This window comes from Bradyrhizobium sp. USDA 3315 (assembly GCF_054056795.1).
On the sequence record NZ_JBSRYP010000001.1, the window covers coordinates 4,640,669 to 4,659,290 of the forward strand.

12 protein-coding genes and 1 pseudogene are annotated in these 18,622 nt (G+C 63.3%); 12 read left to right on the forward strand and 1 reads right to left on the reverse strand.

What is annotated here, in order from left to right; translation table 11 throughout:
- The first annotated feature begins 1,157 nt into the window (after positions 1 to 1,157).
- The 8 genes and pseudogenes from ACVIYL_RS21365 to ACVIYL_RS21400 all read left to right on the forward strand — a co-directional run bounded on the left by ACVIYL_RS21365 (position 1,158) and on the right by ACVIYL_RS21400 (position 14,058).
- Positions 1,158 to 2,108, forward strand: a complete 951-nt coding sequence (locus ACVIYL_RS21365) for an ArdC family protein (RefSeq protein WP_456779617.1) — start codon at positions 1,158 to 1,160, stop codon at positions 2,106 to 2,108.
- Positions 2,105 to 2,476, forward strand: coding sequence for a DUF2958 domain-containing protein (locus tag ACVIYL_RS21370; RefSeq protein ID WP_456779618.1), 372 nt, complete (start codon positions 2,105 to 2,107; stop codon positions 2,474 to 2,476). The genes ACVIYL_RS21365 and ACVIYL_RS21370 overlap by 4 nt, the downstream gene beginning before the upstream one ends.
- A gap of 124 nt (positions 2,477 to 2,600) precedes the next feature.
- On the forward strand, positions 2,601 to 4,745 hold the full coding sequence (locus ACVIYL_RS21375) for a ParB/RepB/Spo0J family partition protein (protein ID WP_456779619.1): 2,145 nt from the start codon (positions 2,601 to 2,603) through the stop codon (positions 4,743 to 4,745).
- A 102-nt stretch (positions 4,746 to 4,847) separates the two neighbouring features.
- Positions 4,848 to 5,261, forward strand: coding sequence for a hypothetical protein (locus ACVIYL_RS21380; RefSeq protein ID WP_456779620.1), 414 nt, complete (start codon positions 4,848 to 4,850; stop codon positions 5,259 to 5,261).
- A 277-nt stretch (positions 5,262 to 5,538) separates the two neighbouring features.
- Positions 5,539 to 9,869: pseudogene (locus tag ACVIYL_RS21385) on the forward strand (strawberry notch-like NTP hydrolase domain-containing protein).
- Positions 9,869 to 10,930, forward strand: a complete 1,062-nt coding sequence (locus ACVIYL_RS21390; protein ID WP_456779621.1) for a DUF7146 domain-containing protein — start codon at positions 9,869 to 9,871, stop codon at positions 10,928 to 10,930. Before ACVIYL_RS21385 ends, ACVIYL_RS21390 begins: the two are co-directional and overlap by 1 nt.
- 328 nt (positions 10,931 to 11,258) lie before the next feature.
- The gene (locus ACVIYL_RS21395; protein ID WP_456779622.1) at positions 11,259 to 12,188 is read left to right on the forward strand and encodes a DUF2493 domain-containing protein; all 930 of its coding nucleotides are present in this window, start codon (positions 11,259 to 11,261) and stop codon (positions 12,186 to 12,188) included.
- A 520-nt stretch (positions 12,189 to 12,708) separates the two neighbouring features.
- Complete coding sequence (locus ACVIYL_RS21400; RefSeq protein WP_456779623.1) at positions 12,709 to 14,058, forward strand: IS701 family transposase; 1,350 nt, start codon at positions 12,709 to 12,711, stop codon at positions 14,056 to 14,058.
- Between the two features lie 316 nt (positions 14,059 to 14,374).
- Here ACVIYL_RS21400 and ACVIYL_RS21405 read toward each other — a convergent pair whose 3' ends face one another.
- Entirely contained in the window at positions 14,375 to 14,677 is a 303-nt protein-coding gene (locus ACVIYL_RS21405) for a LexA family protein (RefSeq protein WP_456779624.1), read from the reverse strand.
- On the opposite strand from ACVIYL_RS21405, the gene ACVIYL_RS21410 reads away from it, so the two are divergent.
- From ACVIYL_RS21410 to ACVIYL_RS21425, 4 genes are all read left to right on the forward strand, one after another.
- Complete coding sequence (locus ACVIYL_RS21410) at positions 14,676 to 15,797, forward strand: IS630 family transposase (protein ID WP_456779625.1); 1,122 nt, start codon at positions 14,676 to 14,678, stop codon at positions 15,795 to 15,797. The two genes, ACVIYL_RS21405 and ACVIYL_RS21410, sit on opposite strands and share 2 nt — an antisense overlap.
- 87 nt (positions 15,798 to 15,884) lie before the next feature.
- Positions 15,885 to 16,181, forward strand: a complete 297-nt coding sequence (locus ACVIYL_RS21415) for a hypothetical protein (RefSeq protein WP_456779626.1) — start codon at positions 15,885 to 15,887, stop codon at positions 16,179 to 16,181.
- Positions 16,182 to 17,174: 993 nt separating this feature from the next.
- Positions 17,175 to 17,603, forward strand: a complete 429-nt coding sequence (locus ACVIYL_RS21420; RefSeq protein WP_456779627.1) for a hypothetical protein — start codon at positions 17,175 to 17,177, stop codon at positions 17,601 to 17,603.
- A 602-nt stretch (positions 17,604 to 18,205) separates the two neighbouring features.
- Positions 18,206 to 18,529, forward strand: coding sequence for a DUF736 domain-containing protein (locus ACVIYL_RS21425; protein ID WP_456779628.1), 324 nt, complete (start codon positions 18,206 to 18,208; stop codon positions 18,527 to 18,529).
- Positions 18,530 to 18,622: the final 93 nt, after the last annotated feature.

The following is an 18,622-nucleotide window of genomic DNA, read 5'->3' on the forward strand; positions in this document are numbered from 1 at the left end:
GAATGCGTCACCAGCGATCGTCTTCGGTCGCATAGGATGATGCCGAGTCAGCCAGGCGTCAAAGCCAGTACGTTCCCATTTAAGCGGCCCGCGTTCGCTGATCGGCGCTGGCAAGCCGTCGCGCTCGTGCCGGATTTGACGCGTGCGATAGAAGGTGTCCAGTGAGACGCCTATCGCAATTGCAACCTCGGTCGAAGAATAGGGCGCCATCATCCTATGTGGACCGTTCGGTACGTGCAAACGGATACGTCCGCGACCACGTTGTGCATTCGCACGCCGCCTCTATGCGAACCTGCAACCAGACCGTTATACGCGGCAGCATATCCATCGCTTTCGTTGATCTACTGCGTTTTCGTTTGGGTTCGATCTCGTTCGTGATGGCTTATTTGCGCTGTTTCTGGTGCGACTGGTGCGGTTGAGTCTCGACCTTCAGTCACATAATTTGAAGATCGCAGGTTCCAGCCCTGTCCGCGGATTGCTCTGCATCGTGACAAAGATGACAAGTTGCGGCCGCAATGCAAGAGAGAGTGTCGAGCGATATCAACGTGTTGTATCGCTGTTGTGCGCGGCATCCGAGATGCCAAGCGTAGCCGATCGGGAAAGTGCAAAGTCGAGCGCACGAAGAACATTTTCGTGATCACCCTTTGGGAGCTGCAATTTGTTTCACGCCGTGGAGGAAGAGTTAACTATCATCGCAAGCGCTTTGGCTTACTTCAAAATGAAGCTGAGTTCCATGGAGTACAAAAGTCCAGCGTTGCGATCCTACGCCGAGCCAAAGAGGTAAGAGGCTGATCTGGAGTTGGTGTTGCAGTTTCGTCCTTTCATTTCTGCGCTGCTGTTGACGGGTGACGCCTACCGAACCGGCTTAAGTTGAGAGCCTTCAGCTCAAAAGAATGCCCGCTCGGTTGCCTACCACTACGCAACTCAAAGCGACGAGAATCCTACCCTTGTCATCGCCCATGGCGAGCCGCTCAGTCTTGCGGTTCTGCGGATTTGAGGGGAAAGCCTTCCCCTACGCCCGAGCCTTTGGTCTCGGCCGCCCCCTTCTGCGGGGAGGTCCCCGCAACGCCCCCTTAGAGTCAGAGTGCGGACGCGATTTGTCGTGATGGGTTGCAGGCTGGAGGAGAGGCCTCCGGCGCCCGTCGCGGAGATCCGCGATGTCCAGAACCACCAGATCCGCTCGCGCCGGCTCCAACCGGGCGAGCCTCTTTGATGAGATCACCGACAAGATCATCGGCGAGCTGGAGGCCGGCCGCGTGCCTTGGGTCCAGCCTTGGGGAACGGCTGCAGCGAAAGCGCCGCTCGCTGTGCCGAAGAACGCCGCCACCGGCCGACAATATTCCGGCATCAACATCCTGATCCTCTGGGGCGCCGTCATCGCTCATGGCTATCCCGGCCAGAGCTGGCTTACATTTCGCCAGGCGCTCTCGCTCGGCGGCAATGTTCGCAAGGGTGAACACGGCACGACCGTCGTATACGCCGACCGTTTCGTGCCAGACGATGAGAAGAGGCGCGCACGCGAGAGTGGCGAAGAAGCCGCCACGATCCCGTTCCTGAAACGCTTCACCGTGTTCAATGCGGCGCAGTGCGAGGGCCTGCCCGAGGACGTGGCGACCATCGCGCCACCGCCTCCGCCGGGCCTGATCGAGCCCCAGGTCGAGGCGCTGATCCGGGCCACTGGTATCGATTTTCGGATCGGCGGCAATCGCGCCTTCTACGCACCGGGCTCGGACTTCGTCATGGTGCCGCCGCCGCACGCCTACTTCGAGCCGATCAACTGGCATCGCACGGCCCTGCACGAGCTTGGCCACGCCACCGGCCATGCTTCGCGGTTCGGTCGCGATCTTAGCGGCAGCTTCGGCACGAAGAAGTACGCATTCGAAGAGCTAATTGCAGAAATGAACGCCGCTTTCTGCTGCGCCTCCCTCGGCATCGTGCCGACCGTCCGGCACGCCGATTACATCGGCTCCTGGCTCGAGGTGCTACGCGACGACAATCGCGCCGTTGTCCGCGCCGCCTCCCAAGCGAGTAAGGCGGCCGATTGGATTCTCGGCTTCCTGCCAGCCGACGATCAGACCCAGGCCGTGATCGACAGGAGTGCGGCATGATTCTCCTGACTCCTGAGATCCGCGAACGCCTACTCGACAATGGCCGTGTACCTGACACCGACCATGTGCCGGTCGTCAAGTTCTTCAATCCGCTCGGTGCCGAAGTCTGGCTTGCGACCAAGCTCGACTCCGACGGCGACACATTGTTCGGCCTGGCTGATCTCGGCGAATCCGAACTGGGGTCGTTCAGTCTGGCGGAGATGACGGCCGTCCGTCTGCCTCTCGGCATGGGAATCGAGCGCGATCTTCTCTTCAAGGGCATGGTTCCGATCTCGGTCTGGGCCGAAGCCGCGCGGCGGACCGGCAGTATTCGGGCGACGGAGCGCGTGCTCTACGCCGCGGCGCGAGCCAAACGTGAGAACAACTGACGCGCGTCTTCGCCGTGACTTTGTAAGGGCGCTGGAAAAGAGAGGGAGAGGGCTGCGCCGGCTTTCGCGGCGGGTTGGAGGTCGAGAGAGAGGCTCTCGGTCGCCCGCCGCGGAGACCATCTCGATGGCTACTGCGGTTCAGAAAATCACCCTGTCGTCCTCGCGCGACATTCCCTTCAACAAGCTGGTGCTCAGCCAGTCGAACGTCCGGCGTGTGAAGGCCGGCCCCTCCATCGAGGAACTGGCCGAGGACATCGCCCGGCGTACCTTGCTCCAAAGCCTCAATGTCCGGCCGGTCCTCGACGCGGACGGCGCCGAGACCGGCATGTTCGAGATCCCGGCCGGCGGGCGCCGTTATCGGGCGTTGCAGCTGCTGGTGAAGCAGAAGCGCCTGGCCAAGACTGCGCCGGTGCCTTGCGTCGTACGCGATCCGGCGACTGACATTCTCGCCGAGGACGATTCGCTCGCCGAGAACGTCCAGCGCGCGTCGCTGCACCCGCTCGACCAATTCCGCGCCTTCGAGGCTCTGCGCGAGAAGGGTAAGAGCGAGGAGGACATCGCCGCCGCCTTCTTCACCTCGGTCAACGTCGTGAAGCAGCGCCTGCGCCTCGCCTCCGTCTCGCCCGCACTGCTCGACGTCTATGCCGACGATGGCATGTCGCTCGAGCAGTTGATGGCCTTCACCGTCACTGCAGATCACGGTCGCCAGGAGCAGGTCTGGCAGGCTATCTCCGACTCTTGGCAGAAAGAACCCTATCAGATCCGCCGCATGCTGACGGAGAAGACGGTGCGCGCCTCCGACCGGCGCGCCGTGTTTGTTGGCCTCGACGCCTACGAGGCGGCCGGTGGCGGTGTGCTGCGCGACCTGTTCCAGTCCGACGATGGCGGTTGGCTTGAGGACGTCGCTCTGCTCGACCGTCTGGTCGCTGAGAAGCTGAAGACAGAGGCGAAAACGATTGCCGCCGAAGGTTGGAAGTGGATCGAGGTCTCCATTGACTTCCCCTACGGCCATACTCGCGGCTTGCGCGAACTGGACGGCATGGCTGCTGATCTTTCGGGCGAAGAGCAGGGGACCATCGAGGCGCTCAAGGCCGAATATGCCAGGCTCGAGGCCGATTGCGACGGCGTGGATGAGCTGCCCGACGAGGTCGACCAGCGACTTGGCGAAATCGAGACGGCTCTCGCCACTTTCGACGATTGCCTCGTCATCTATCAGCCGGCCGACATCGCCCGCGCGGGCGTGTTCGTCGGCATCGATGCCGAAGGTACGCTCTTGGTCGATCGCGGCTACATCCGACCCGAGGACGAAGTGCCCGTGGCCGAGCCGGAGCAGAACAGCGATGGCGAACCCGCTACCGTGGCCGTGGACGGCGCCCAACCGTCAGCGGCGGTTGTCCAGCGCGCGGTCATTACTATCGGCGGCCAAGTCGCCGAGCCCGAGGACGAGGATGACGATGCGGTGAAGCCCCTGCCGGACCGCCTGCTGACCGAGCTCACGGCGGAGCGGACGCTCGCGCTACGCGACAAGCTGGCGATCACGCCTTCGGTCGCCTTCCAGGCGGTGCTGCACAAATTCTGCCTCGACGCCTTCTCCCGGTATTCCTCCTATGGAACGGCGATGGAGATCTCCGTGCGTAGCGCCAGCTTCCCGGTGCAGGCGCAGGGGCTGAAGGACACGCCGGCAGCCAAGGCGATCGACGCGCGCCACAAGACATGGGAGGAGCGCCTGCCCAAGGACAGAACCGATCTCTGGGACTGGCTTACCGGTCTGACGGGCGACGAGCAGGCGGCGCTCTTTGCGCACTGCGCCTCGTTCGGCGTAAACGCGCTCTACGAGAAGGGCGACCGCTACGGCGGCGGCGCTACGCTGCACACCGTCGAGCAGCGCATCGCCGACGCCGATCGCATCGCAAGCGCCGTCGATCTCGACATGGTGGAAGCCGGCTGGCGTCCCACCGTCGAGAGTTATCTCGGCCGGGTGCCGAAGCGCCGCATCCTTGAGGCGGTACGCGAGGGTGCCGGCGAGCGAGCCGGCCAGCTCATCGATCATCTGAAGAAGGGCGACATGGCCAAGGAGGCCGAACGGCTCCTGGCCGGGACCGGCTGGCTGCCCGAGCCCCTGCGCATGGCCGGCGCCGACCAGACGGCGACCGTCGACGGCGCGGAGCCCGAGGGCGATAGCGAGGCGCTGCCGGAATTCCTCGCCGGCGACGCCGAGGAGTCACCGGCCGATGATGCGGACGAGCCGCACATGATCGCGGCCGAATAGCTCGAGCACGCGGGCCGGTATCCGCCGTCCCGCGTCTCTTTCACTGCCAATCCACCCCAAAAGCCCGGCTCCTGCCGGGCTTTTCCTATTATGGAGGCTCTCGTGCCCCTCTTCACCATCGAGACGACCTATCGCCTGCCGATCTATCGGCAGCGAACTTACGACGCCGAAACCCTCGACCAAGCCTGCGATCTCGCGATTGCCGACGAGGGCTGGGATGACAACAGGTCGGACGTCGAAAAGTCCGGCGCCACGTTTGTCACGGGCGTCTGGGAAGGCCGCGACGCTGCCTATATCGGCGCGGCCCTGCCCATCCCCTCACGTTTTTACGAGCAGGTCGAGCGCAAGGCGAGCCATTTCGAGTTGCTGCTCGGTCTGCTCAAGATACTCGCTCACGCCCCGGAGGGAGGCTCAGCGGATGTCGAGCTTTGGCGCCGTCGGGCGGACGCTGCCATCGCAAAGGCCGAGGCCATTCTCGCGGGCGAAAACGATCCGATCGAGGGAGCCGCGTCATGACGAAATACATCGTCACCGTCGTCGAAGGCAATGCGAGCTACCGCGGGGAAGCGGTCGCCGACGCTGACGACGGCCGAGCCTGGCCATCTCGGCCGTTCGGATACTGACGAATCCCTGTGCGCGGCGCGCCGCCGCCCGGTGGGGCGCCGTTTCTCATGTCAGGCACGGCCTTGATGCAGAGAGGGAGAGGTCGGCCCGGAACGAGTTTGAGCCGGTGCGGTCCGAGAGAGAGCGCCGGCCGGCTCGCCCGTTCCCGCTCTCCTTAAGGCCTCCTTTCATGAATGACCACTCCCCGATCGCGGCCGATCAGCCTGCGCCGATCTCGCCCGTCCGCGCTCGCGCGGGCGCCAGCATCATCATCGCTGCTGCGGAGCAACTCCTCCCGCATCTCGAGCGTGGCCGACGCATCGATAACGCAATCTTGCGCGCCGCCATGGAAGCGGCCTTCGGCGCATCCGATGCGACGGGCGCCTGGGATTGGAAGATGGCCTATGACGCTTGCGAGGTCGCCGTCGTCCTGTTCCTGCGCAAATACGGAAAGGCGCTGTTCGGCAAAGCCGCTTCTCAGGCTTCACGACTTTCCGCTTTGGACAAGATCGCGGGGCTTCTGCTGACCCACACGCGCCGCTCTGCCGAGAGCGAGGCTTTCCAGCAATTCTCGACGCCGATCCCGCTCGGCCTGGCTGCGCTGACCGCAGCCGCCATTGCGCCGGCGGACCGCGTGCTCGAGCCGTCCGCAGGCACCGGGCTGCTCGCTATCCTCGCCGAGATCGCGGGCTGCGCCCTCGTGCTGAACGAACTGGCCGAGACCCGGGCCATGTTGCTCTCTTCCCTCTTCCCAGCCATTTCCGTCACGCGCTTCGATGCGACTCAAATCGATGATCATCTCGTTCGCACGGTCGTTCCGACTGTCGTGCTGATGAACCCGCCGTTCTCGGCGATGGCGAACGTCTCCGGCCGCATGGGCGACACGGCGTACCGTCACATCGCCTCGGCTCTGGCGCGTCTCGCCCATGGCGGCAGGCTGGTCACGATATCAGGCGCAAACTTTTCACCCGAAGCCTCAGCCTGGCGCGACGCCTTCGCCCGGTTGCAGGAACGCGGCCGCGTGGTGTTCACCGCCGCGATCGCCGGCGCGGTCTATGCCAAGCACGGCACCACGATCGAGACACGCCTGACCGTCATCGACAAGGTGCCGGCCGATGACCCGAACGCATTCCCCAAGTCACCGGGAATGGCGCCCGACGTCGCCACACTGCTCCGCTGGATCGGCGAACACGTTCCGGCTCGCTTGCCGGTCGTCTCGACTGGCGCGCTTCCTGTATCAGCCTCGCCGGTGCCTCGCACCGTGCGCGGCTATCTCGCGCGGGCGGTCGCGCAGTCGGTTGATGCGTCGGTCGCCGATCCCGAAGCCGTCGACCTCGCCTATAATACGATCGATTGGATCTCGCCCGAGGGCGCGCGCCTCAGCGATGCTATCTATGAGGAATACCGGCTCCAATCGCTCCGGATCCCCGGCGCACAGGCGCACCCGACCAAGCTGGTGCAGTCGGCCGCGATGGCCTCGGTGGCGCCGCCGAAGCCAAGCTATCGGCCGCGGCTGCCGGCGAACCTCGTCAGCGACGGCATCCTGTCCGACGCCCAGCTCGAGACGGTGATTTATGCCGGCGAGGCCCATGCCAACTATCTCGCCGGCGCGTGGACCGTTGACGAGACCTTTGACTTCGTCACGGCGGACCGCGACGACGCGCCGAGCGCCGTCCGTTTCCGTCGCGGCTTCATGCTCGGCGACGGGACCGGCGCCGGCAAGGGCCGCCAGTCCGCCGGCATCATTCTCGACAACTGGCTGCAGGGCCGGCGCAAGGCGGTCTGGATCTCGAAGTCCGACAAGCTGCTCGAGGACGCCCAGCGCGACTGGTCGGCGCTCGGCATGGAGCGCCTGCTGGTTGCCCCGCTCTCGCGCTTCCCTCAAGGGCGCGAGATCCGGTTGGCCGAAGGCATCCTATTTTTAACCTACGCTACGCTGCGGTCCGACGACCGCGGCGAGAAGCTTTCGCGCGTCCGGCAGATTGTTCAATGGTTGGGCTCCGAGTTCGACGGCGTCATCATTTTCGACGAGAGCCATGCCATGCAGAATGCCGGTGGCGGCAAGGGCGAGCGGGGCGATGTCGCGCCCTCGCAGCAGGGCCGTGCGGGCTTGCGCCTGCAGCATGCGCTGCCCAATGCCCGCGTCGTCTACGTCTCGGCGACCGGCGCCACCACGGTCCACAATCTCGCCTACGCCCAGCGCCTCGGGCTGTGGGGCGGTGAGGATTTCCCGTTCGCCACCCGCGCCGAGTTTGTCCAGGCGATCGAGGCGGGCGGCGTTGCGGCGATGGAGGTGCTCTCCCGCGACCTTCGCTCGCTAGGCCTCTATACCGCCCGCTCGCTTTCCTACGACGGCGTCGAATACGAGCTCATCGAGCATCAGCTCACCTGCGAGCAGCGGCGCATCTACGACGCCTACGCCGGCGCCTTTAGCGTCATCCACAATCACCTCGACGCAGCGATGCAGGCCGCCAACATCACTGGCGAGACCGGCACGCTCAATCGTCAGGCCAAGTCAGCCGCGCGCTCGGCCTTCGAGTCGGCCAAGCAGCGCTTCTTCGGTCATCTGCTCACCAGCATGAAGACGCCGACCCTGGTCCGCTCCATCGAGCGGGATTTGGCCGAGGGCCATGCCGCCGTCGTCCAGATCGTGTCGACAGGCGAGGCGCTGATGGAACGGCGGCTTGCCGAGATTCCATCTGAGGAATGGAACGATGTCCGCGTGGACATCACACCGCGCGAGTATGTGCTGGATTACCTCGCCCATTCCTTCCCGGTGCAGCTATACGAGCCCTTCACCGACAGCGAGGGCAATCTCTCGTCCCGGCCCGTCTTCCGCGACGGCCAGCCGGTCGAGAGTCGCGAGGCCGTCGCCCGCCGCAATGAGCTCATCGAGCACCTCGCGTCGCTTCCACCCGTTCCCGGCGCGCTCGACCAGATCGTGCAGCGCTTCGGCACGGACCTTGTGGCGGAAGTGACCGGACGTTCGCGGCGCGTGGTGCGCAGGGGTGACCGCTTTGCGGTCGAGAGCCGTGCCGCCTCCGCCAATCTCGCCGAGACCGCCGCCTTCATGGATGACGCAAAGCACGTGCTTGTCTTCTCGGAGGCCGGCGGCACGGGCCGCAGCTACCACGCCGAGCTGTCGGCGCGGAATCGCCGGCTTCGCGTGCATTATTTGCTCGAGCCGGGCTGGAAGGCCGATGCCGCGATCCAGGGGCTCGGTCGGACCAACCGCACCAACCAGGCGCAGCCACCGCTGTTCCGCCCCATTGCGACCGACGTGAAGGCCGAGAAGCGCTTCCTCTCGACCATTGCGCGCCGGCTCGACACGCTGGGTGCCATCACGCGCGGGCAGCGCCAGACCGGCGGCCAGGGCCTGTTCCGGCCAGAGGACAATCTTGAGAGCCATTATGCCCGCGATGCGCTACGCCAGCTCTATCTGCTGCTCGTGCGCGGCAAGGTCGAAGGCTGCTCGCTCCAGATATTCGAAGAGGCCACGGGCCTGAAGCTCATGGACGCGAACGGCATCAGGGACGATCTGCCGCCGATCACGACGTTCCTGAACCGGCTGCTCGCGCTCACCATCGACCTACAGGGTGTGCTGTTCACGGCGTTCGAGCAGTTGCTGAACGCCAAGGTCGAGAGCGCCATCGCCAGCGGCGTCTACGACATCGGCCTGGAGACACTACAGGCTGAGAGCTTCGTCGTCACTGATCGGCGCCCGATCTACACGCACCCTGCGACCGGCGCGGAAACCCGGCTGCTCACGATCACCGAACGCCGGCGCAATCGCCCCATGACGCTGGATCACGCGCTCGATTATCTCGGCGATAAGCGGGGGGCCTACTGCTCAACGAGCGCTCGGGCCGCGCCGCGGTACAGATTCCGGCGCCGAGCCTCATGCTCGATGACGGCGAGATCGAACGCCGCGTGCGACTGATCCGTCCGATGGAGCACCATCACGCTTCGATAAAGATGATGGACGAGAGCCACTGGCTGCCTGCGGATCGCGAGACATTCGCCGCCGCATGGAACGGCGAAGTCGTCGACGTGCCCGAGTTCGCCGAAAGCACCCTCCACATCGTCGCCGGCCTGCTGCTGCCGATCTGGAAGCGGCTTCCGAACGAGTCGACCCGGGTCTATCGGCTCCAGACCGACGAGGGCGAACGCATCATAGGTCGCAGGGTCTCGCCAGCCTGGGCGGCGAACGCTTGCGTGACCGAAACTAGGAGCTTGACCCCACAGGAGGCTTTCTCGGCGCTGACGGAGGGGCGCACCGTCCTCGACCTTGCCGAGGACCTGCAGCTCCGTCGTGTCCGCGTGATGGGCACCCATCGCATCGAGCTGTCCGGCTTCACCGACGCGATGCGTGACCGGCTGCGCGCCTATGGCCTCTTCAGCGAGATCATCTCGTGGAAGCTGCGCATGTTCGTGCCGACGGATGCGACCGGCGCGGGAGTGCTGGCGAAGCTGATCGACCATTATCCGGTCGCGCGCATCGGCGAGCGGGAGGCCGCCTGATGGCCCGCGACAGCGCCTCCGAACTGGCCCGCCGTCTCGCGCGTGACGCCGAGGCGGTGTGCCGCCACTACCTGCCCAACGGACGGCGTCAGGGCCGCTACTGGATGGTGGGCGACGTCCGTAATACGCCTGGTCGCTCGATGTTCGTCCGGCTCACGGAATCGGTGAAGGGACCCGCGGGCAAATGGACCGATGCCGCCTCGGCCGAACATGGCGATCTCCTCGACGTGATCCGCGAGAGCTGCGGTCTCGTGGACTTCCGCGATGTCGTCACTGAAGCACGACGCTTTCTAAGTTTGCCGCGTCCAGAACTGGAGACAGAGCTAAATCGCTTGCCGTCGAGAAAATCGCCCGTGCCCCTCGGATCGCCAGAGGCGGCGCGACGGCTCTTCTGCATGTCGCGGTCGATCGCGGGCACACTCGTGGAAGCGTATCTCCGCAATCGCGGCATTACGGCTCTGCACAAAACCGGAAGTCTGCGCTTTCATCCACGTTGCTACTACCGGCCCGACGACCACAGCCCGACCGAGACCTGGCCGGCGATGATCGCCGCCGTCACCGATCTCTCCGGCCACCTGACCGGCGCGCATCGCACCTGGCTTGACCCTGACGGCTTCAGCGAGATGACGCTCGGCAAGGCGCGGATCGACACGCCGAAACGGGCGATGGGCGACCTGCTTGGTCATGCCGTTCGATTTGGCGTAGCTGGCGAAGTCATGGCGGCCGGCGAGGGCATCGAGACGATGCTCTCGCTCCGCAGCGTCCTGCCGACGATGCCGATGGTCGCAGCCCTCTCGGCGGCGCATCTCTCCGCGATCCTCTTCCCGGACACGCTTCGCCGGCTCTACATTGCCCGCGACGACGATCCTGCCGGTGATGGCGCCATGGCGACGTTGATCACTCGGGCGCAGGAGGCCGGCATCGAGGCGATCGTGATCTCGCCACGGCTTGGCGACTTCAACGAGGATCTTCGCCTGCTCGGATTTGACGCCCTTCGGGCCGCGAGCCGCGTGCAGATCGCGGCGCAGGACGTCGCACGCTTCATGGAGCTGGCGGCATAGCCGGAACGGGGAGGGGTGACGCTGCTGATTCGTAACCGCGAGGCCAGTGGTCAAGCTTCCCTCGGCGCCGGAGAGGACCGCACCCACGGCCTTTTCAAGAGGGCGATCGGGCGGCAAGCGGCCTGGACCGGCAACCTCGTGGGCCGACTATTTTCCGTCGGCGGCAGAGCCGCCTTTACATCGCGAGGCAAAATAGTCGGCCCCCGTCGGTCCTCCGCCAAAGCTTCGGCCCACAGCTCGCGCTGCGGGTGCAAGTCCGTTCCGCCTGCCGCTTTCGTCGCCATGAAGGCCGCGATGGGCGCGGTCGATCCGACGAGGGAAAGCCGCAATGACTACCGGCCATGACGACGATTTCGAGCCGCAGCACAGCTCATCCCCGACCGACCATATCCTCCAGGAACTCCAGCTCTACGGCTACCGGCCCTTCCACGATGAGCCCGATCCCCGCGGGCTCCCCGAGGCGCGAGTCCTCGCCGGCAGCATCGCCGACATCTTCGATGCCGTGGTGGCCGCGCTGTCCGATACCCGTCTTGAACCCGACCTCGAAGACCTGCTCTGGTCGACCGTGAACATCTTCCACCGTGCCATCGACAGGATCGAACGCGAGCTCGACGACAACGAACTGGCGCAGCAGCGCTCGCAGCGGGAGCAGGACGGCAGCGAGGTCAAATCCGTCGAGCTGGAGCGACTGACGGCGGAAGGGCAGACGCTGATCGAGCGACGAGGCGCCTTCGAGCTGATGCGCGACCAGGCCGCCGACGAGTTCGAACGCCACACCCATTCCACCTGGCGGCCGCGCAACGGGTCGAAGGTCAACCACCGCAATCTGACCTCCGCGATGATCGACAGCCGCGATTTCCTGGCCGCGAAGAGGCGCGCCGACAATCAGGTGCTCCTGCCGCCCGGCCCAAAGGTCGCGCTGACCGGCGGGCTCGACTTCAACGATCACCGGCTAATCTGGGCCAAGCTTGATCAGGTGCACGCCAAGCACCCGGACATGGTGCTGCTGCACGGCGGATCGCCCAAGGGCGCCGAGCTGATCGCCGCCAAATGGGCCGACAACCGCAAGGTCCCGCAGATCGCCTTCAAGCCGGACTGGACAAAGCATGCCAAGGCCGCGCCGTTCAAACGCAACGATGCGATGCTGGAGGCGCTTCCCATCGGAGTGCTGCACTTCCCCGGCACCGGCATCCAGGACAACCTCGCCGACAAAGCCAAGAAGCTAGGCATCCCGGTCTGGAAATTCGGCGGCGCGTGAGCGCTGCTGCACATTCTAATGACCAGGAGCTCTCCGCTCACTCGGTGTCGCTGATCGTGCGACCAGCCGCGGCCCGGGCGCGTTCGCCGCTGCCTTGCACCGGGTTCGCTCGGATCACACGAAAAACCCCGGCATGAAAGCCAGGGCTCGTGATGCCGCAGCGTACATCCGGCCGCGACGATCAGGTTCCAGTTTGCATGAGGCTCTTGAATAAAATGTGACTTCGCGGCGTCCGTACGTGAACCTCGCGCTGATCATCCGCCGCCAACCGTCGATCGCAACGAGGCGGTCTTTGCGTAGGCAGGCTAAATTTCTACGGTGCCGTCTCATCTCGCAATGAACTGTTGTTCGTCGTACGCCAGGCAGGCGCTTCTATCTATCGAGCCAATCAAAACTTCCGCAGAAGATGAACGAGAGATGTGACAGGCCGTCCTAAATAAGGCTTGGGATATTGCCTAGCACTACTTTGGCAGATTGTTGATTTTGCCGCGTTTTATAGGATTCCCGAATCAATTTTTCAATGATTCATGGGTGGTCGGCTCTTGGAGGGCTGACCATGCCGAGATGGGAAGACGAACTCGAACGCTGGCTAATGCCGTTCTTGGACCGGCTGGGTCATAAGACCCGGCAGCGGATGTGTCCTCTGTATGTTGCGGGATTGATCGGTCCGGGCGATCGCAAGAGCGTTCAGCCGATGGCGGAACGCCTTGCCACGAGCAACTACGACCAGTTGCACCATTTCATTGCGGACGGTGTCTGGGATGCGACGCCGCTGGAGACGGAGCTGCTCAACCAGGCGGACCGACTTGTCGGCGGCAGGGATGCGATGCTGGTTATCGATGACACCTCACTTCCCAAGAAGGGTGAGCGCTCGGTCGGTGTTGCGGCTCAATACGCGTCGGCTCTCGGTAAAACGGCAAATTGCCAAACGCTGGTGTCTTTGACGCTTGCTCGCGGCGAAGTGCCCGTGATGGTCGCGTTACGTCTCTTTCTGCCTGACAGTTGGACAAGCGACATATCTCGTTTGAAGCGCGCTCGCGTGCCAGTCGAACATCGAACGGCACGGTCCAAGCCCGAGATTGCTCTAGCCGAGATTGACCGCGCGATGGCAGCCAACGTGCGCTTTGGATGTGTGCTGGCGGATGCAGGATACGGCCTCAGCGCACCGTTTCGACAAGGGCTAACAGAGCGCGGGCTGACCTGGGCTGTCGGCATCCCTCGGCACCAGAAAGTGTATCCGGTCGATGTGAAGCTCATTTGGCCGATTACCAAAGTCCGCGGAAAACCACGAAAGCACCACGTGCCCGATATCTTATCGATTGCCGCAGAACAAATGCTCGCCAGCGCCAAATGGAAAACCGTGAGTTGGCGTAGCGGGACGAAAGGTCGGCTTAAAGCCCAATTTGCTGCTCTCCGTGTCCGGACCGCCGACGGCCCTCCGCAGCGGATATGGGATAAAGGTCAGCAGCATCTCCCAGGCGACGAAGCCTGGCTCATTGGCGAGCAACGTGCGTCCGGGGAGAAGAAATACTATCTGGCCAACCTTCCGGCGGCGACGGATCTGCGCACGCTGGCCGCCACCATCAAGGCACGGTGGATTTGTGAGCAGGCGCATCAGCAGTTGAAGGAGGAACTTGGACTTGATCACTTCGAAGGGCGATCATGGCAAGGTCTTCATCGCCACGCCTTGATGACAATGATTGCCTACGCCTTCCTGCAACATCGTCGCCTCGCATACGCGGGGCGGAAAAAAAAGAATCAACGGGCCTCCGCCTCAGCCAACCATGCCAGCCGTACGTCACGCCATCGTCGATCTCATCCTTCGGCCGCCGTCTCAGCAGTGCCCATATTGCCGAAAGCAGATCCGTGAAAAACAGCGGCGAAAACACAATCTGCCAAAGTAGTGCTAGCAGAAGGATCCTTATAGCCCTGCTCGCTTATCCATTTGGCGCGAGCAAGATGACTGTCATAGACCTGCCGCGAGCGGTGCGGCGCGGTCGCAGGATAGATGCGCAGGATAATCCAACGAGGACACGCTTCCGGTGTGGGAGATCAAGCCCAGGTCCAGCAAGTCCAGTTTGGATGTGGGCGCCGTCATGCTTGGCTTTTACATAGTCAAGCCGCAGTATGCTCGGTCATGGAACTAGTGGCTCTGCACAGTGATTTTGACGGGTTGCGTCTGGCGGTCAGAGTAGCTCCGGCAGGTGTTTTGGATCAACGAGGACCTCGATACTGCGAGGGGTCCTTGGCTGCCGTCTGATGAGGCCCTCCCGTTCCAGCGTCAGCACCATCTGGTGAACCGAGGGCGGGCTAACGCGGAAGTATTCCCGCATGTCGGCTTCCGCCGGGGGTCTGCGGTGCAGGCGCGTGTAGAGGTGGATGAAGGCCAGGTACTGCCCCTGTGTGGGCGTGAAGGGTTTTGCCGAAGGACTCACGCCGGCCATCCGATTCAGTTGTTGGTGCGTGCCTCGAACACGGAGGCATGCCATGAATGTACGCTATCGGGTCGACCTCAGCCAAATCGAGCGCACGGAACTCAAGGCGCTGCTCAGCGGCGGCAAGCATGCGTCCCGTAAGCTCAAGCGCGCGCAGATTTTGCTGGCTGCCGACACCGGCGGCAGCGATGAGGAGATCGCGCGGAGCGTCGGCGTGGGCGGCTCGACCGTGTACCGGACCAAGCGCCGCTTCGTGGAAGGCAATCTGGAGCGGGCGCTGAGCGATGAGCCGCGGCCCGGAGCGGAGCGCAAACTCACGGTCAAGGAAGAAGCCTTGTTGGTGGCGACGGCCTGCGCCAGTCCGCCAGAAGGCCGGGCCCGCTGGACGCTTGAGCTGCTGGCAGGTGCGATGGTCAAGCTCACCGAACACAAGAGCCTGTCGCATGAGACGGTTCGGCGGCGCCTGGCCGAAAATGGCCTCAAGCCCTGGCGCAGGGACATGTGGTGCATTCCGCAGATCGACGGCGAATACGTCGCCCGTATGGAGGACGTGCTCGACCTCTACGCCGAGGCGCCAGATCCCAAGCGGCCGGTGGTGTGCTTCGACGAAAGCCCGGTGCAGCTCATCGGCGAGGCGCGTCAACCGATTCCGGCCGAGCCCGGCCAGCTCGAACGTTACGATTACGAGTACCGTCGCAACGGCACGGTCAATCTCTTCGTATTCCTCGACGTGCATCGTCCCTGGCGCAAGGTCAAAGTCACTGAGCGGCGCGCGGCTGAAGACTATGCCTCCTGCATGCGCGACCTCGTCGACATCCATTATCCCGACGCCGAGATCATCCGAGTCGTCCAGGATAATTTATCGACCCACTCCGCCGGCGCCCTGTATCAGGCCTTCCCGCCCGCCGAAGCCAGGCGGATTTTGCGACGGCTCGAGTTCCACTACACGCCTAAGCACGCAAGCTGGCTCAACATGGTCGAGATCGAGATCGGCGTCCTGCGGGGCCAGTGCCTCAATCGCAGAATCGACGCCCCCAAGCGGTTGCGCCGCGAAATCGCCGCTTGGGAACGGAAGCGAAATGCCGCCCGCTCTCGCATCAAATGGATGTTCACAACAGACAAGGCCCGCACCAAAATGGGCCGCGCCTATCCCGCGACTTCCAAAGAGTCATAATCACTGTGCAGAGCCACTAGGACCTAGGCCAGCGCCGACCTAATGTGCTTTGATGTGTAGCGTGGAAATGAGACGCGTGGTGCTTCAATGTACATGGTCATTCGCAAGTACACCAAGGTTCGTTCGGTTGCGGATGCCGCCCGCCGCGCGAAAAGCGGCATCGGTCAGATCCTAAGGGAATCACATGGATTCAAATCGTATTATGTGCTGGACGGAGGTGAAGGCGTCGGTATCGCTGTGATGATATTCGAGGATCGCGAAAGCGCCAATGCAGCGAACAAGAAGGTCTTGGAGTTCGTTCAAGCGAGTCTGCATGACCTCAATCTTGGAGACCCCGAAATCGTCGCGGGGGAGATATTGGTGAATATTCAATCTGATCAGTAGCGATTCCCTTTCCATGGAGCAATACGTCACGGCGCGGAACGATAAGCTCCGTACTGAGCGCCCTAAACACAAGATTAATTTGGCCGCAGCTGGAATCCTCTGCGCAAATCCTTGGAAGTGAAGATGGGAAAGGCTACGCCGAGGGGCGAAGGTCAGCCCTGAATTGATGACGAACCGCGGCAAGCAAGCGGCAGAAGATCTTGGTCTTGGGTAAATCGCGGCTCCTGCTTCACGCAATGCTCGGCACGAGAGCACGGAGCAGGGTATCGACCGACTTGTTGAAATGCGTGGCGCTAGGTAGACGAGATGGTGAACTGCGGGTTTGAACCTCGGCATTCCCTGAGCTAGGCAGGATTTTCCGCTTCCGTCGGGATTTCTGGAATATATCCCAGCTGCCGCTCCAGGGCGGCCACCGGCAGGCGGGTAATCCCAATCTTGCAGTCGCCTCAGTCAGCGCGGCCCACGCTTTGTCCGACCGCGAGACCGCGGCCGGACCAATCTCAAACAGCCCATCCTTGAGAGATGGCGCTACCTGGCCTTTATGGCCCACGCCAAATCAAGCGGTGTGTTCGTCAGCGCTCGATGCGTGGGAGCGTCCTCTCGTTCCAGGTTCTCCACGAGGGCGAAAGCTCGCGATAGTGTCGTATCGCTTCGACGATCCTGTTTCGAGATCGGTATTGTCGCTCACCTACAGTTCATCACGCGATCGCGCCACGACCGAGGTCGGAACGTGGATCAAGTTCTTGATGATGAATGCCAACGATTTCGGCCAAAATCCGACCCCATTCGCAGCCCGTGCGAGCGCACGGTGTCTTTCGATCTGCCTTCCTCGCGAACTGCTGCCGCGCTTTTCGGCCTTTATCGGCAAGTAGGCGCAGAGCCTCGCGATCGATCCTGTTACTCAAGGGCCTATTTGCGGTTATACTCACAGTCGCGCCGTGGTGGTGGTGGAAGGCGCAGCCGTCAGACTTCTATCTCACGGAGCCCACCGCCATGATCATCCTCGGACCACCACTCATTATCCTCGTCATCGGCTTGTTCTGTTGGCTGGCGTTCATGCTTGCTGCTTCTGCGCTCCCAGTCTTCGTTGGCATGACAACCGCCATGTTGGGCTTCCATGCCGGTGCCGGCTTGCTCGGAGGCGTCGCAATTGGCCTCGTGGCAGGCGCACTAACCTTCGGCGTCGCCAGGCTTGCGCTCGCTCTCGCGCCATGGGCTTGGGTTCGGCTCCTGATCATCCTTCTCTACGTCGCGCCGGCTACCGTCGCGGGCTATAGCGCCACATATGGAATCGCCCTGATGGCGGTGCCTTCACCAATCTGGCGGACGATATTTGCTGTCGTGGGCGCCATTGCCGTCAGCATCACAGCGTTCATCCGCTTCACTGGAATGGCCGCACCCGGACCTGCCGGGCAATGGTAGCGTCCACTGAAGGCGTCGCGTCGACAGGCGGGACTGGACCAGATATCCGCAATTCTCGCGGTCCTCATCGTCGAAACTCGAACGAGAGCGGGCTGGCCGTTGAAGCTCCGATCGTCGAGCTTGCGACCCGGCTTCGTCACGGTGATCATGGAGGTATGGACCAAGCGGTCGCATCTCAAGGATACGGCCGACAATAAATGTGAACGGGCCGCGCGGCCGACCCGTAATCACGACGCCAAATCCGTCCGTTGCTGAAGGCAGAGGGCGCGTGTCACCATCGAACTCAGTTGCCGGCCTCTCGGTGCGGTCGAACTCGCCACATTCTCCTTGACGTCAGTTCCGTAGGCCGAGCGCACTAACTGCCTCTTCGATGGATTGATCTGCCCGAAGGACGGCTGACGCCTCGACCGCCTAAGGCGCAACAGCGGCGTCACAACTTTCTTCCCCTGCCGGCTGCGCCGTCATTCCTCGCGCGAGCCAAGAAAGTTGCTCCTTTGCTGTCAGGCCCCTTCGGGGTGCGCCGTCGATCGCCTCCGGCCTGTCGATCACCATCGAGGCCGCAAGGTGCGGGCTCGGAAAAACAGAGATCAAGGAGAACTACCATGGCGACCATCGGCACCTTCAAGAAGACCGGCAACGAACTGACCGGCGAAATCGTCACCCTCTCGCTCCAGGCCAGGAACGTCCGGATCATCCCCGAAACCAACCGCTCCGGCGAGAACGCGCCCAGCCACCGGGTCTATGTCGGCCGAGTTGAGATCGGGGCCGGCTGGTCCAAGCGCTCCAACGAGGGCCGCGACTATCTGAGCCTCAAGCTCGACGATCCGAGCTTCACCGCTCCGATCTTCGCCAACCTCTTCGACGACGAGGATGGTGAGGGCTTCAGCCTGATCTGGTCCCGCCCCAGCCGCCGCAACGGCGACTGACCCGGCCTACAATGCCTCGCCCGGCTGGTCCGGGCGGGGCATTGCCACGCTCGAAAATCGCGAAGGCACCTCATTGGCCGTGCCGCCGCAAGC

Coding starts and splice junctions, on each gene's coding strand:
- ACVIYL_RS21365 (WP_456779617.1), top strand. CDS start 1,158: ATGTCCAGAACCACCAGATCCGCTCGCGCCGGCTCCAACCGGGCGAGC.
- ACVIYL_RS21370 (WP_456779618.1), top strand. CDS start 2,105: ATGATTCTCCTGACTCCTGAGATCCGCGAACGCCTACTCGACAATGGC.
- ACVIYL_RS21375 (WP_456779619.1), top strand. CDS start 2,601: ATGGCTACTGCGGTTCAGAAAATCACCCTGTCGTCCTCGCGCGACATT.
- ACVIYL_RS21390 (WP_456779621.1), top strand. CDS start 9,869: ATGGCCCGCGACAGCGCCTCCGAACTGGCCCGCCGTCTCGCGCGTGAC.
- ACVIYL_RS21395 (WP_456779622.1), top strand. CDS start 11,259: ATGACTACCGGCCATGACGACGATTTCGAGCCGCAGCACAGCTCATCC.
- ACVIYL_RS21400 (WP_456779623.1), top strand. CDS start 12,709: ATGATTCATGGGTGGTCGGCTCTTGGAGGGCTGACCATGCCGAGATGG.
- ACVIYL_RS21410 (WP_456779625.1), top strand. CDS start 14,676: ATGAATGTACGCTATCGGGTCGACCTCAGCCAAATCGAGCGCACGGAA.
- ACVIYL_RS21405 (WP_456779624.1), bottom strand. CDS start 14,677: ATGGCATGCCTCCGTGTTCGAGGCACGCACCAACAACTGAATCGGATG.
- ACVIYL_RS21415 (WP_456779626.1), top strand. CDS start 15,885: ATGTACATGGTCATTCGCAAGTACACCAAGGTTCGTTCGGTTGCGGAT.
- ACVIYL_RS21420 (WP_456779627.1), top strand. CDS start 17,175: ATGATCATCCTCGGACCACCACTCATTATCCTCGTCATCGGCTTGTTC.
- ACVIYL_RS21425 (WP_456779628.1), top strand. CDS start 18,206: ATGGCGACCATCGGCACCTTCAAGAAGACCGGCAACGAACTGACCGGC.